General features: G+C 71.2%; 12 protein-coding genes. 7 read left to right on the plus strand and 5 right to left on the minus strand.

Features of this window, described 5'->3' with window-relative positions:
- Together ABT352_RS11990 and ABT352_RS11995 are read left to right on the plus strand one after the other, a co-directional pair.
- Positions 1–1,248, plus strand: a complete 1,248-nt coding sequence (locus ABT352_RS11990; protein WP_350944604.1) for a (Fe-S)-binding protein — start codon at positions 1–3, stop codon at positions 1,246–1,248.
- Between the two features lie 82 nt (positions 1,249–1,330).
- Positions 1,331–2,101: an IclR family transcriptional regulator gene (locus tag ABT352_RS11995; RefSeq protein ID WP_350944605.1), complete on the plus strand. Its 771-nt coding sequence runs from the start codon at positions 1,331–1,333 to the stop codon at positions 2,099–2,101.
- A gap of 156 nt (positions 2,102–2,257) precedes the next feature.
- Here the strand turns inward: ABT352_RS11995 and ABT352_RS12000 are convergent, their stop codons facing one another.
- The gene (locus ABT352_RS12000; protein ID WP_350944606.1) at positions 2,258–2,770 is read right to left on the minus strand and encodes a hypothetical protein; all 513 of its coding nucleotides are present in this window, start codon (positions 2,768–2,770) and stop codon (positions 2,258–2,260) included.
- Positions 2,771–2,863: 93 nt separating this feature from the next.
- Between ABT352_RS12000 and ABT352_RS12005 the strand changes: the two genes are divergently transcribed.
- The 5 genes from ABT352_RS12005 (at position 2,864) to ABT352_RS12025 (ending at position 7,798) form a co-directional block, all read left to right on the plus strand.
- Positions 2,864–3,547: a response regulator transcription factor gene (locus tag ABT352_RS12005; protein WP_350944608.1), complete on the plus strand. Its 684-nt coding sequence runs from the start codon at positions 2,864–2,866 to the stop codon at positions 3,545–3,547.
- On the plus strand, positions 3,544–4,803 hold the full coding sequence (locus tag ABT352_RS12010; protein ID WP_350944610.1) for a HAMP domain-containing sensor histidine kinase: 1,260 nt from the start codon (positions 3,544–3,546) through the stop codon (positions 4,801–4,803). The genes ABT352_RS12005 and ABT352_RS12010 overlap by 4 nt, the downstream gene beginning before the upstream one ends.
- 182 nt (positions 4,804–4,985) lie before the next feature.
- The gene (locus tag ABT352_RS12015; protein ID WP_350944611.1) at positions 4,986–5,600 is read left to right on the plus strand and encodes an acyl-CoA-like ligand-binding transcription factor; all 615 of its coding nucleotides are present in this window, start codon (positions 4,986–4,988) and stop codon (positions 5,598–5,600) included.
- A gap of 111 nt (positions 5,601–5,711) precedes the next feature.
- Positions 5,712–7,289, plus strand: coding sequence for an MDR family MFS transporter (locus tag ABT352_RS12020; protein WP_350944612.1), 1,578 nt, complete (start codon positions 5,712–5,714; stop codon positions 7,287–7,289).
- A 116-nt stretch (positions 7,290–7,405) separates the two neighbouring features.
- Positions 7,406–7,798 (plus strand): PepSY domain-containing protein, encoded by a 393-nt coding sequence (locus ABT352_RS12025; protein WP_350944614.1) that lies wholly within the window; start codon positions 7,406–7,408, stop codon positions 7,796–7,798.
- Here the strand turns inward: ABT352_RS12025 and ABT352_RS12030 are convergent, their stop codons facing one another.
- The 4 genes from ABT352_RS12030 to dapF form a co-directional block, all read right to left on the minus strand.
- Positions 7,799–8,488, minus strand: coding sequence for an HNH endonuclease family protein (locus ABT352_RS12030; RefSeq protein WP_350944615.1), 690 nt, complete (start codon positions 8,486–8,488; stop codon positions 7,799–7,801).
- A 190-nt stretch (positions 8,489–8,678) separates the two neighbouring features.
- Positions 8,679–9,437, minus strand: coding sequence for an SDR family NAD(P)-dependent oxidoreductase (locus ABT352_RS12035; RefSeq protein WP_350944616.1), 759 nt, complete (start codon positions 9,435–9,437; stop codon positions 8,679–8,681).
- A 258-nt stretch (positions 9,438–9,695) separates the two neighbouring features.
- Positions 9,696–11,972, minus strand: coding sequence for a tetratricopeptide repeat protein (locus tag ABT352_RS12040; RefSeq protein WP_350944617.1), 2,277 nt, complete (start codon positions 11,970–11,972; stop codon positions 9,696–9,698).
- Positions 11,973–12,330: 358 nt separating this feature from the next.
- On the minus strand, positions 12,331–13,137 hold the full coding sequence (gene dapF / locus ABT352_RS12045; RefSeq protein ID WP_350944618.1) for a diaminopimelate epimerase: 807 nt from the start codon (positions 13,135–13,137) through the stop codon (positions 12,331–12,333).
- Between the last annotated feature and the right edge of the window lie 60 nt (positions 13,138–13,197).

Below are 13,197 nucleotides of genomic sequence, written 5' to 3' on the forward strand. Positions count from 1 at the left end.
ATGGACCCTGAGCTGATCAACGACTGCGTGCACTGCGGGTTCTGCCTGCCCTCGTGCCCGACGTACGTCCTGTGGGGCGAGGAGATGGACTCCCCGCGCGGCCGGATCCACCTGATGAAACAGCACGTCGAGGGCACACCGCTCACGCCCGAGATGGCCGGGCACTTCGACGCGTGCCTGGGGTGCATGGCATGCGTGCCCGCCTGCCCGTCCGGGGTGAGGTACGACCGGCTGATCGAGCAGACCCGGGCCGAGGTGGAGCGGGTGCACGTGAGAGAGCCTGACGACAGGGCGCTGCGGGCGCTGGTCTTCCAGCTGTTCCCCTATCCCCGGCGGCTGCGGGCGATGCGGCTGCCGCTGCGGCTCAGCGCCGGGCTGCGCCGCGCGGTCGCGCCGAGGCTGGAGCGGATCAACCCGTCCCTGGCGGCGATGGCCGACCTCGCTCCCCCGGCCGCCGACCGGACGCGGCTGCCGCGAAGGATCGCGGCGCGGGGCCCGCACCGGGCCACGGTCGGCATGCTCACCGGCTGCGTGCAGGGGGAGTTCTTCCCCCAGGTCAACGAGGCCACGGCCCGGGTGCTCGCGATGGAGGGCTGCGACGTGGTGATCCCGCCCTCGCAGGGCTGCTGCGGGGCGCTGTCGCTGCACTCCGGCCAGGAGAGGCAGGCCCTGCGGTTCGCGAAGCGGACGATCGCCACCTTCGAGCGGGCGGGCGTCGACACGATCGTCGTCAACGCCGCCGGATGCGGATCGACGATGAAGGACTACGCGGAGATCCTCGAGGGCGAGGGCGGCGAGTGGGTCGAGAGGGCCCGGGCGATCAGGACCGTCGACCTGGCGGAGTATCTCGTCGCGCTCGGCCCGGCGGCCGAGCGCCATCCGCTGCCGCTCACCGTGGCCTACCACGACGCCTGTCACCTCGCCCACGCCCAGGGAGTACGGTCCCAGCCCCGCGAGCTCCTGGGCGGCGTGCCCGGCCTGAAGCTGAAGGAGATCGCCGAGTCGGCGATCTGCTGCGGCTCGGCGGGAACCTACAACCTGTTCCAGCCCGAGACCGCGAAGGACCTCGGTGACCGCAAGGCGGAACGGGTGCTCGCCACCGGCGCCGACCTGCTGGTCTCGGCCAACCCCGGCTGCACCATGCAGATCGCCTCGGCGATCCGCCGCCGGGGCGCCGAACCCGTCCCCGTGGCGCACACCGCGCAGGTTCTCGACGCCTCGCTGCGCGGACTCGCGAGGGTGCCGTGAGGGCGGGTGGGGATCTCGTGAGCGGCCCGTCCCGCCGGTACGGGACGCGCCGAGGTCGGGGGCCGTCCCGTGGGGAGGGCACATGAGCGCGGTGCAGTCGGTCGACCGGGCGCTGGACGTGCTGGAGGCGCTGGCCGAACGGGGCGGGGAGGCCGGCCTCTCGGAGATCGCGGCGAGGACCGGCCTGCCGTACGGGACGATCCACCGGCTGCTGCGCACGCTGCTCGCCCGGGGCTACGTGCGCCAGGAGTCCGACCGCCGCTACGCCCTGGGGGGCGCTCTGGTGCGGCTCGGCGGGGTGGCCGAGCGCATGGTGGGCGTGTGGGCGCAACCGTACCTGACGAGGCTCGTCGAACTGTCGGGTGAGACGGCCAACCTGGCGGTGCTGGAGGGTGACTTCGTGGTCTACGTCGCCCAGGTGCCCTCGCCGAGGCGGCTGCGGATGTTCGCGGAGGTCGGCAGGCGGGTGCTGCCGCACAGCACCGCCGTGGGGAAGGTCCTGATGGCCGACAGGGCGGACAGCGAGGTGGCGTCGCTGGTCGAGCGGACCGGCATGCCCCGCAGGACCGCCAACACGATCACCGACCTGCCCGGGATGCTCGCCGAGCTGGAGCGGGTGCGAGAACACGGGTACGCGATGGACCTGGGCGAGGAGGAGCTGGGCGTGCACTGCCTGGCGGTGGGCGTACGGGACGGGGCGCGGACGATCGCCGCGCTGTCGGTGTCCGGGCCGGCCGAGCGCATCGCCGCGCTCGACCGGCGGGACCTCGCCGAGGGCATGCGCAGGATCGCGCACGACTTCGGCGCCGAACTGGGCCCGATCACGCCCGGCGGAGCCGAGCGCGTCTCGTGAGCCGATCACCGTCCCGGCAGGGGACGGCGTGCGGCGACCGTGGGATCACCGGGGACGGCCGCCGGACGAGGGTTCCAGAAGACTGGGCGGCTGCCGGGTGCCGGAGGGTGGGGGCCGAGGTCAGCATCCGGGAGGGGTGAGGGATGAGGGCCCGGATCAGCTGTGCAGGCGGTGGACGGGTGATCCGTCGGCCGCGCAGCGGACCTCGACCTTGACCTCGTCCTCCTCGGACTCGAACTCGACGCGGGCCCGGTCGGCGGGTCCGCGCTCGACGTCGTCGGCCTGGAAGCCCTGGGCCGGACTCCACGACCGCAGGGTGACGAGGCCGCCCTCGCACCGGGCGATCACCCTGCCGCCCTTCGTGATGATCAGCCGGCTCTCGCCGGGCTCCGCGGCGGTGGTGGCGGGCTCGGGGGTGGCCTCACCGGACTCCTCGACGCCGTCGGTCTCGGAAGGGGCACTTTCGGAAGGGGAGGGAGCGGTGGGCGGGGCACTGGGAAGGGACGAGGCGAGGGCGAGCGCCTCATCCACCTCGGCGGCGGAGAGCGGCCGAAGACCGGTGTCCGTCAGCGGCTCGCTGAGACGATCGATCACCGCCACACCCGCTCCGATCGCGAGAAGCCCGGTGATCAGCCATCCGGCCACGACCAGGGGAAGACGCTTGCGCATGTCCTCACTGTGCCACCTGGAACGATAAGACAACGCTAAGGAGCGGCTAACCCGCTTTTGACGCGGTGCCGGAGAAGGCTAACGTGGCGGCAAATGTCGAATGTGCTGCTCATCGAGGACGACGCCGCGATCCGCACCTCCCTCACCCGGGGCCTGCGCGATCGCGGCCACGCCGTGTCGTCCGCCCCCACCGCTCTCGAAGGCCTGCGGCTGGCCGTCGAGGAACACCCCGAGCTGGTCGTCCTCGACCTCGGCCTGCCCGACATGGACGGCCTGGACCTGCTGCGGATGCTCCGCGCGGTGAGCCGGGTCCCGGTGATCGTGGCGACCGCGCGAGACGGCGACACGGAGATGGTCAGGCTGCTGGACGCGGGTGCCGACGACTACGTGGTCAAGCCGTTCAGCGCGGCCCAGCTCGACGCGCGGATCCGGGCCGTGCTCCGGCGGGTGGCGGGCGAGAGCCGCGCCGACAGCGCGGTCACCGTCGGTGGCCTGCGCATCGACCCCCGTACCCGGGAGGCGACCCTGGACGGGACGCCGCTGGATCTGAGTCCTCGCGAGTTCGACCTGCTGCACTACCTGGCGGCCAGGCCCGGCGAGGTGGTCACCAAGCGGGAACTGCTCACCCACGTCTGGCAGATCCCCTACGGCGGAGCCGACAAGACGGTGGACGTCCACCTCTCCTGGCTCCGCCGCAAGCTGGGCGAGACATCCCAGGAGCCCCGCTACCTGCAGACCGTCCGGGGTGTCGGCGTGCGACTGGCCGCCCCGGCATGAGGCGCTGGCTGACCCTGCTGGTCGCGGCGACCACCTCCCTCGTACTGATCGCCCTGCTGGTCCCGCTCGCCCTGCTGGTCCGCACGGTCGCGGTGAGCGGAGCGGTCAGTGAGGCGGAGAGCGAGGCCGAGTCGGTGGCGGTCGTGGTCGGCGCGGTGGACACCGAGACCCTGCGGCTCACCGCGGAACAGGCCAGGCATCCGGTGACGGTCTTCCTCCCCGGCGGGGAGGTGATCGGCGATCCCGCGCCGCGCTCCACCGCCGTGGAGCTGGCCTCCCGCGGCCGCAGCGTCACCGCCGCCGCGCCCGGCGGGCGGGAGATCCTGGTCGCGGTCCAGGGGGCGCCCGGGGGCACGGCGGTGGTCCGGGTCTTCCTGGACGACGCCGACCTGACCAGGGGCGTGCCCCAGGTCTGGGCCGGGCTGGCGGCGCTCGGCCTGGCCCTGGTCGGACTGGGCGTGCTGGTCGGCGACCGGCTGGCCCGCGCGGTGATCAGGCCGATCACCGCGCTGGCGAAGGTGTCGCACCGGCTCGCGGCGGGCGACCTGTCCGCCAGGACGGTGCCCGACGGCCCTCCCGAGGTGCACGCGGTCGGTCTCGCCCTCAACCACTTGGCCGAGCGCATCACCGGCCTGCTCGCAGAGGAGCGGGAGAGCGCCGCCGACCTGTCCCACCGGCTGCGCACCCCGCTCACCGGGCTGAGGCTGGAGGCGGAGTCACTGGCCGATCCCGAGGAGTCGGCCAGGATCGAGGCGAGGGTGGACGCCCTGGAACGCGCCGTCACCTCGGTGATCACCGAGGCGAGGCGGCGGGTGCGTGAGCGGGCCGAGTGCGACGCGGCGGCGGTGACCGAGGCGCGGGTCGCGTTCTGGTCGGTGCTCGCCGAGGACCAGTCACGAGACTTCACCCTGGATCTCGCCCCGGGACCGCTGCCGGTCGGGGTCGCCGCGGACGACCTGGCCGCCTGTGTGGACGCCCTGCTCGGCAACGTGTTCGCGCACACCCCGGAGGGGGTCTCGTTCTCCGTACGGCTGGAGGCGACCGGCGACGGCGCGCTGCTGACCGTCGCCGACGCGGGTCCCGGCTTCGCCACGCCCGATCCGCTGCAGCGTGGCGAGAGCGGGGCCGGATCGACCGGTCTCGGCCTCGACATCGCCCGCCGCACGGCGGAGTCGGCGGGTGGCTCGCTGTCCCTGCGCACCTCCCCCTCCGGTGGGGCGAGCGTGATCCTGTTCCTGCCCGCCGTCACGTCCTGACCCCGGAACCCTCGCCCCCGCGGTGGCCGGAGGTGGACGCGGTGGCCGGGGAGTTCACGGAACCGATGAGGAAGCCCCCGCCCATCCCCGCGACGCCCGCGTGCTCGTCCCACCTGTGATCTGCCGCACTTCAGACAATGAAATGTTGCACAATCTGAAAGTTTCTCCCTACTGTTGACGTCGTGACCAGTGTGGAGAGCGTGGACGAGCTCGGCCGGAGAGATCGAAAGAAGCTCGAGACCCGTGCGGCGCTGGAGCACGCCGCCCTGACGCTGGTGGCCGAACACGGCCTGGCGGGTGTCACGGTGGAGGACATCGCCACGGCGGTGGACCTCTCTTCGCGCACGTTCTTCAACTACTTCCCGTCCAAGGAGGACGCCCTTGTCGGAGCGAGCCCGGCGTCCGTCGCCGAGCTGCGCGAGAGGCTGGAGGCCGTGCCGGCCGAGGTGCCGGTTCTGGAGGCGCTGCGCCTGATGTCACGGGTCGAGGCCGAACACGTCCAGCAGCGCCGCGAGCAGTGGCTGCTGCGGTTGAAGGTGTTCGAGCAGAACCCGTCACTCCTGCCGCGGCTGGTCGCCAACGGCACCGAGACCGAGCGCGCCGTGTCCGCCGTCGTCGCGCGCAGAATCGGCGTCGAACCTGGTACGAGCGGCTATCCCGAGCTGGCCACCGCGGTGGCCATGGCGGCCTTCCGGGCGGCGATGATGCGCTGGAGCGCCGCGGACGGCCGGCCGGCGCTGGCCGACCTGGTCGACGAGGCCTTCTCCCAGCTCGCCGCCGGCCTGCCCAATCCGTGACCGTCCCGGTCACCGTTCTCCTTCGATCACCCCCCGAACACGTTCCCGTTCGGAAGGCGTCCGCGCGAGTCACGCGGAGCGCCGGTCCCCCGCCCGAGAAATCGAGGAAAGATGACATCCACCAGCGCGCAGCCCGAGTCCGTGGCCGCGGCGCCCACCTCCAGGAGAAAGGTGCTGCAGGCGCTGTCGGGACTGATGGTGGGCATGTTCGTGTCCATCCTGGCCTCGACCGTCGTGGCCAACGCCCTGCCCCGCATCATCACCGACCTGCAGGGCACGCAGACCGTCTACACCTGGATCGTCACCTCGGAGCTGCTGGCCATGACGGCCACGGTGCCGCTCTGGGGCAAGATGGCCGACCTCTACAACAAGAAGTTGCTGATCCAGCTCTCACTGGGGCTGTTCGTGGTGGGCTCGCTGATCGCGGGTCTCACACCGAACGTGGAGATCCTCATCGTCAGCCGCGTAGTGCAGGGCATCGGCGCCGGCGGCATGACCGCGCTCGCGATGATCGTGATGGCGGCCATGATCCCGCCGCGTGAGCTCGGCCGCTACGCCGGCGTCTTCGGCGCCGTGTTCGGCGTCGGCACCGTGGCGGGCCCGCTCATCGGCGGCGTGCTCGTGGACACCTCCTGGCTCGGCTGGCGCTGGTGCTTCCTCATCGGCGTGCCGTTCACGATCCTGGCCATCGTCCTGCTGCAGCGCACGCTCGACCTGCCGGTGGTGCGCAGGGACGTCAAGGTCGACTACCTGGGCGCCCTGCTGATCACACTGGGTGTGTCCACGCTGCTGATCTGGTCGTCCCTGGCGGGCAACCAGTTCGAGTGGGGCTCCTGGTGGACCGTCGCCCTGGTGAGCGGCGCCCTGGTCACCCTCGCGCTCGCCATCTGGGTGGAGTCGAGGGCGGCCGAGCCGATCATCCCCCTGACCATCTTCAGGAACCGCACCGTCACCCTCGCCACCGTGGCGAGTGTGCTGGTCGGCGTGGCCATGTTCGGCGGCACGGTCTTCCTGTCGCAGTACTTCCAGGTGGCGCTCGGCAAGTCGCCGACGGTCGCCGGCCTGCTGAGCCTGCCGATGGTGTTCGGCCTGCTCGTCTCCTCCACCGTGGCAGGCCAGCTCATCACCAAGTGGGGCCGCTGGAAGGGCTTCCTGGTGGCCGGCGGCGTCGTCATGCTCGCCGGGATGGGCCTGCTCAGCACCATCGACGGTCAGACCGGCATGGTGCTGCTCGGGATCTACATGGCGGTGCTCGGCATCGGTGTCGGCATGCTCATGCAGAACCTGGTCCTCGCCGCCCAGAACGACGTACCCGCCCACGACCTGGGGGTCACCACCTCGGTGCTGACCTTCTTCCGCAGCATGGGCGGCGCCGTCGGCGTCAGCGCCCTGGGCGCGGTGCTGGCCAACCGGATCACCGCGCTCATGACGGAGAGGCTCGGCCCGATGGCCGCCGGCGGCGCGGGTGGCGAAAGCGGGGCCGTACCCGACATCTCCAAGCTGCCCGCTCCCGTCGTCCGCATCGTCCAGGACGTGTACGCGACGGCAACCGCCGAACTTTTCCTCATCGGCGTGCCGCTCACCGCGCTCGCGCTGGTGGCGGTCCTGTTCATCAAGGAGAAGCCGCTCAACACGCTGTCGGGCGAGGAGCGGCTGGCCCGGGAGCAGGCCGCGGCCGCCGGTCACTGATCGGACCGCCGGAAACGGCGCTGGGGAGCACGCCGGAATCCGGTGGCGGGCCGTACTCACCGTCGGTTAACGATCTCTTAGCGTGCCCCTAGCAAAGTCTCCGCAAATCTTGACCCATGACACGAATCACCAGAATCACCGTCGGAGCCCTCGCAACCGCCGCCCTCCTCACCGGTGGAGGCGGCATCGCCCTCGCCGCGCACCAGACGGACGGTGCGGCGATCACCGCCACCGCGGCCACGACCGGCACGACCGGCGTGACCGCGGTCGGCACCACGGGTGCCGCCACCGCCCCCGTCACCACCTCGGCGTACATCTCCTCCGGCCAGGCCGTGAAGATCGCCAAGAAGCGAGTCCCCGGCGCGCGCGTGAGCAAGGTCGAGCGCGAGTGGGAGCACGGCCGGCGCGCCTGGAAGGTCGAACTGCACAAGGGGGCCTGGGAGTACGACGTCTACGTGTCCGCGAAGACCGGAAAGATCATCAAGTTGAAGCGCGACTACGACGACTGATCAGCAGGATTTGAGGACGTCCTCCATGGCGTCCTTCTCCCCCTGCGTCACCCACATCTCGTACTTGACCTTCACCTTGATCTGACGTTCCACATAGGGGCACCGGTAGGCGCGGTTCGGCGGCAGCCAGGTCGCCGCGTCTCCGGCGCCCTTCTGGCTGTTCAGCGGCCCGTCCACCGCCAGCAGGTTCAGCGGGTCGTTGGCGAGTTCCTTCCGCTTGGAAGCGGGCCACTGCTGGGCGCCCTTCTGCCAGGCGTCGGCGAGCGCGATCACATGGTCGATCTGCACCGCCATGCTGGTCCGTGTCCCGCGCTCGAACTTGATGGTCTTGCCGCTGTAGGGGTCCTCAAGAATTCCGGACTGCACGATGCAGCCCTCCTCGCCCTTCTTGAAGACCTCCTCCTTGAGGTCGCGAATGAGAATGTCGTTGCGGGTGTCACAGCCGTTCTTGTCGACGTCCGACCACGCGGGACCGAACTTGTCGCGGTTGAATCCCGTCATCGGGGCGCGCCCCTTGACCTCGAGTTTCCTCAGGTCCTTGAGCGCCTCGGAGGCGGAGTTCCTGTCCCCGGAAGCCCCTCCTGAGGACCGCGTCCCCTCGTCCACGCCTCCGTCGGGAAACGGGCCGCAGCCCGCCACCGTGAACGCGATCGTCGCGACGACCACGCCTCGTACCAGTGCCGTCCGCACCCTGCCACCTCTCACGTGCTCACCAACTGAAGCGGCAAATTACCTCAGATGCCGCCCTCAATCTTAAAAGCCTTAAGAAGCCTTTGGGAGAACGAGAGAATTTCTGACCCATCAATCCATGCCTTACCAGCATCTTTCTCGCTCGATACGGACAAAAGCTACCAAAGACACTCCTCTCGGAGCAGCCGGATCAGGTGATCAGGATCCCGCCGTCGACAGGGATCACCGCACCGGTGACGTACGAGGCGGCGTCCGAGGCGAGGAAGATCGCGGCGGCGACGAGCTCGGCCGGGTCTCCCGCGCGCTTCATCAGCACCCGCTGCTCAAGCTGCCTGGCCAGATAACCCTCGGCGTACTGCTCGGTCATCTCCGAGGCGAAGAACCCCGGCTCGACGCAGTTGACCCGGATGCCGCGCCGCTCCGTCCACTGCTGGGCGAGATCGCGCGTGAGGCCGACGACCCCCGCCTTGGAGGCGCTGTAGGCGGCCTGCGGCAGACCGGCGGTCGTCTCGCCCAGAATGCTCCCGATGTTGACGATCGAGGAGCCGGGCCTCATCACCCTGGCACAGGCCTGCGCCATCCAGTAGGTACCGTGCAGGTTGATGTCCACGACCTGCCGGAACTGCTCGGGCGTCTCCTTCAGCGCCGGGACCGCCGAGCCCACACCCGCGTTGTTGATCAGGATGTCCACCGCGCCGAGTTCGGCCACCGCCGTCTCGGCCAGTGCCCGGCAGTCCTCCGGCCTGGTCACGTCGGTGGCGAGGGCCACGCACCGCCTGCCGGTCTCCTCGACCAGTGCGCGGGTCTCCTCAAGGCGGTCCTTCCTACGGGCACCGATCACGATGTCCGCGCCCGCCTCGGCCAGCCCTCTCGCGAACGCGACACCCAGCCCCGAGGACGCGCCGGTGACGATCGCGACCTTGCCGTCCAGCCGGAATCGTTCCAGCATCGGGGTCCTCCCTCATCCGTCCAACATGCCGAATGAGATTCTAGTGACCGTGCCGGAAACCGCCCGCGAGGGGTCGGTCCACTCGCGGGCGACGCGGTGTCCTGTGCTCGCCGGTGATCCTGGCGGGTCACCGGCGATACGGGCTCCGAGTGGGTCACGAATGACCGCGCCCCTCCCTTCCTGAGGCGGCGCGCGGACCACACCTCCCGAAGAGCGGGCGGCGCCACGGACCGCCGGGCACGGCCGTGGCGAGCCGTCCTACAGGCCGTACTCCTTGGTGATCCGCTCGTGCCGCTCCACCTCGACGTCGACGGCCTTGGCCAGGTCGAGCCAGGCCAGCGGGTGCACCCAGCGCTCGGTGGCGTCGTCCAGAAGCGCGTCGAGCTCGACCGGGCTGACATCCGGCGGGACCGCGATCCAGCCGAAAACGCCGGGCAGCGGCTCGCCCGAGGTCGGGTGGGTCACGGTGTAGTTGTCGTCGCTGTAGACCCACATCGGCCAGCCGCGCTCGACCATGACGTCGTTGAACTCCGTCCAGTCGGCCTGGCTGGGAGCGGCGCCGTCGAAGAACCAGCTGGTGTAGCCACCCGGACGGAGCATGCTGACCGCGGCGAAGGGCGGGACGAAACTCTCCTGCTCCTCTGCACTCTCCGGGATCGGCTCAAGCAACTGCGGCTCGAAGACGACCAGGTCACCGGCGTTGTACTCCATACCGGGAGGCTGGGGGATGGCCAGACGCGCCGTCGCGGGGCCGGTGCGCACGCTCAGGACCTGCCGCTGGCTGCCGTCCGGGGCGGGAAGGATGATGCGCACCAGGCCCATCTCCTCCTCGATCGGCCCCTCGGTCGACTGCAGCGGCATCCCGATCTTGGCGGTGCCCAGACGGACGGTCTCCCAGTCCTCCGCGGCCGTCGCCATGACGATCATTCGCCAGACGTCCTGCTGCTCGATCTCCTCCGAGTCGAGGAGATCACGCAGCACGCCGGCGCCCTTGGCGTTGTCGCCGAGCTGCTGCGCCGCGGCCGACCACAGGCGGACCGCCTCGATGCCGCCGCCCGCGGCGACCGCCGCCTCGCCCTCGGCCGCCGCCTGCTCCCAGCGCTCCCGCGAGGTGTACAGGCGGCCCAGGGCCATGTGGCGCTGCGCGGCCGGCAGCCGCTCCGCCACCTGCTCCAGGCGCTCGTCCTGGCGGGCCTCGATCAGCAGGCCGCTGAGATACGAGGCGTCCTGCGGGTCCGCGGTCTCGATGTCACCGGACTCGACCAGCATGGTCCAGTAGATGTCGGCGCCCTTGGCCGGGTAGCCGAGGAAGCCCAGCGTGGTGGTGTGGCGCCGGGTGGCCTCCACGTCACGGCCGGACAGCGGGGCCAGCCAGCCCACCCAGCGCTCCGGGTCGGCGTTGAAGCCGTCTGCTGCGTCGAAGTAGCCGACCAGCTCGTCCGTGGGACCCGGGGCAGGAAGCGCGGTGGCGGAGTCCGCGGCGGCGCGCAGCTCGGTGATCCGCTCGGCGATGTCACCGGGGCTCCTGAGCTCCCCCGCCGCGGACTCCGCCAGGTCGGCCAACAGCCGCGCCTGCCAGATTCCCTGGCGCGCGACCGCCAGGTGCCCCGCGACGAGCGCCAGTTCGACCCGGGCGCGGTAGCCGCCCATCATCGCGAAGTAGTCGATCCACTGCTTGAGCACCCGGCCCAGCTGCCAGGTGTTGGTGATCTGCGTCGCTCCGGTGAGCGCGTGGATGGCGTGCGACCACTCGACCCAGACGCGAGGGTGGTCGCCGACCACGTCGAGGTCGGGCAGGGCGTCGACGGACTCCTGAACCCTGCCGAGGGTGGCGAGCACGAGTGAGCGGAGCACTCCCTCGCGGTGCTCCTTGGCCACCGGGTCGTCGGGCTTGAACCCGGTCGCGGCGTCGAGCGCGGTGAGCGCGTCCTCGGCTCGTCCGGCGGCGAGCAGCGCGCGGGCCGAGGCGGCCCCCAGCTCCCAGCTCGCCTCACGGTCGGCACCGCCGAGCGCCGCCACCGCGGTCTCGGCGTGGGAGACGGCCTCGTCGACGCGCCCCGCGTCGACGAGCGCCGCGACGTACTGCTCGGCGACGGAGGCGAAGGCCAGCGAGCCGGGCTCGACGTCCAGGGCCGAGAGCGCGGCCAGCCGCTCGGCGGCGTAACCGGGACCGTCCGCGTTCGCCTGCGCGATGACCAGCGCCACGACGGCACCGGGCACGGACGGGCACTCGCGGACGTCCTCCCGCTTGGTGAACTCCACCAGCGTCTCGGCGTCGGCGATCGCGACCGTCCCCTGCGCGCGGTCGCCGACGCGGCCGATCAGGTGCCAGTAGCGGGCGTAGAACTCCAACCAGGGCAGTCGCAGGTTCTCCGCCTGCTGCGCGATGGCGGGCGCGAGCACGTCGAGCTGCCCGTACCGGCCTTCCAACGCCTGCGCGGGCACGTCTCCGATCGCCATAGCCAGACCGGTGTTGCCTGCCTCATGCAGTTGCCGCTGGGTGTCGCCCACCCAGGCCCAGATGTCCACGTCCATGGGACGTCAGTCTGCCAGGTCGGGGAGCATGCCCCAAACGGCTTGGCGATCCCGTGCACCTCCGAGGCCTCACGGTATGGCCCCGCACGTGCGGATGAGCGTGTCCCCGCCGGGCGCGGGGCCCGCGGCGACGCCACGAGGGTCACGAAAGATTCACCTCCGCGCCCCGGAGCGTGTCCCCGGCGGGCACGACGCGCCCGCGCGACAGCGCGGGCGGCGAAGGCGGCGACGTCATGCGCACCGCTCGGAACGCGACCGGGACACGTACCACTCCGAACGCGACCACACAGGACACGGCCGAGGGAACGTGCCGTTCGGCGCGTGACCCACACCGGACACGACCCAGGACGCGCACCGCTCAGAGCGTGACCACACCGGAGGCGACCAGGACGGCGGGACCCGCCAGGTAACTGGTGTGTTCGTCGAGAGTGACGGTGACCGTGCCTCCGAGCACCTCCACCGCCCAGGTGCCGCCGCTCTCACCGGCCAGCCGCGCGGCCGCCACCGCCGAGGCGACGGCGCCGGTGCCGCAGGACCTCGTCTCACCCGAACCGCGCTCGAAGACCCGCATGACGACCCGGCGCGGGCCCACCGGATTGAGCAGCTCGATGTTGACCCCGCCGGGGAAGGTCTCGGGGTCGAACGCGGGCTGGTGACTCAGGTCGAGTTGGGCCACCGGGTCGCCGATGACGCAGGCCAGGTGGGGGTTGCCCATGTCGACGTGCAGACCCTCGTACTCGTGGCCCGCGACGGTCGTGCGACTCGATCCCAGCACCCTGGGCGGGCCCATCTCGACGGTCACGTCACCCGTCTCCGCCAGCCGCACCCGCTTGACGCCCGCCCTGGTCGCGACACCGAACTCCCCGGGCGCGGCGAGTCCCGCGTCGACCAGGTAGCGGGCGAAGACCCGCACCCCGTTGCCGCACATCTCGGCGACGCCGCCGTCGGCGTTGCGGTAGTCCATGAACCACTCGGCCTCGCCCGCCTGGCCGGACACCTCCGGGCTGAGCTTCGTCCGCGTCACGCGCAACACGCCGTCCGCGCCGATCCCCGCGCGCCGGTCGCACAGCGCCGCCACGGTCGTCGCGGACAACTCCAGCTCACCGTCCGGGTCGGGGAGGATGACAAAGTCGTTCTCGGTGCCGTGTCCCTTCACGAATCGCATTCACCAACCCTATCCGGGCACGCTTCCGCCCTCATCACCCCGGCCGGTCACCCGCGCCTC

Origin of the sequence: Streptosporangium sp. NPDC000563, from assembly GCF_040299985.1 — a bacterium.
GTDB lineage: Bacteria > Actinomycetota > Actinomycetes > Streptosporangiales > Streptosporangiaceae > Streptosporangium.

What these genes read in the sequence shown, in the direction of transcription:
- ABT352_RS11990 (WP_350944604.1), top strand. Translation starts at nt 1, where the DNA reads ATGGACCCTGAGCTGATCAACGACTGCGTGCACTGCGGGTTCTGCCTG.
- ABT352_RS11995 (WP_350944605.1), top strand. Translation starts at nt 1,331, where the DNA reads ATGAGCGCGGTGCAGTCGGTCGACCGGGCGCTGGACGTGCTGGAGGCG.
- ABT352_RS12000 (WP_350944606.1), bottom strand. Translation starts at nt 2,770, where the DNA reads ATGCGCAAGCGTCTTCCCCTGGTCGTGGCCGGATGGCTGATCACCGGG.
- ABT352_RS12005 (WP_350944608.1), top strand. Translation starts at nt 2,864, where the DNA reads ATGTCGAATGTGCTGCTCATCGAGGACGACGCCGCGATCCGCACCTCC.
- ABT352_RS12010 (WP_350944610.1), top strand. Translation starts at nt 3,544, where the DNA reads ATGAGGCGCTGGCTGACCCTGCTGGTCGCGGCGACCACCTCCCTCGTA.
- ABT352_RS12020 (WP_350944612.1), top strand. Translation starts at nt 5,712, where the DNA reads ATGACATCCACCAGCGCGCAGCCCGAGTCCGTGGCCGCGGCGCCCACC.
- ABT352_RS12025 (WP_350944614.1), top strand. Translation starts at nt 7,406, where the DNA reads ATGACACGAATCACCAGAATCACCGTCGGAGCCCTCGCAACCGCCGCC.
- ABT352_RS12035 (WP_350944616.1), bottom strand. Translation starts at nt 9,437, where the DNA reads ATGCTGGAACGATTCCGGCTGGACGGCAAGGTCGCGATCGTCACCGGC.
- ABT352_RS12040 (WP_350944617.1), bottom strand. Translation starts at nt 11,972, where the DNA reads ATGGACGTGGACATCTGGGCCTGGGTGGGCGACACCCAGCGGCAACTG.
- dapF (WP_350944618.1), bottom strand. Translation starts at nt 13,137, where the DNA reads ATGCGATTCGTGAAGGGACACGGCACCGAGAACGACTTTGTCATCCTC.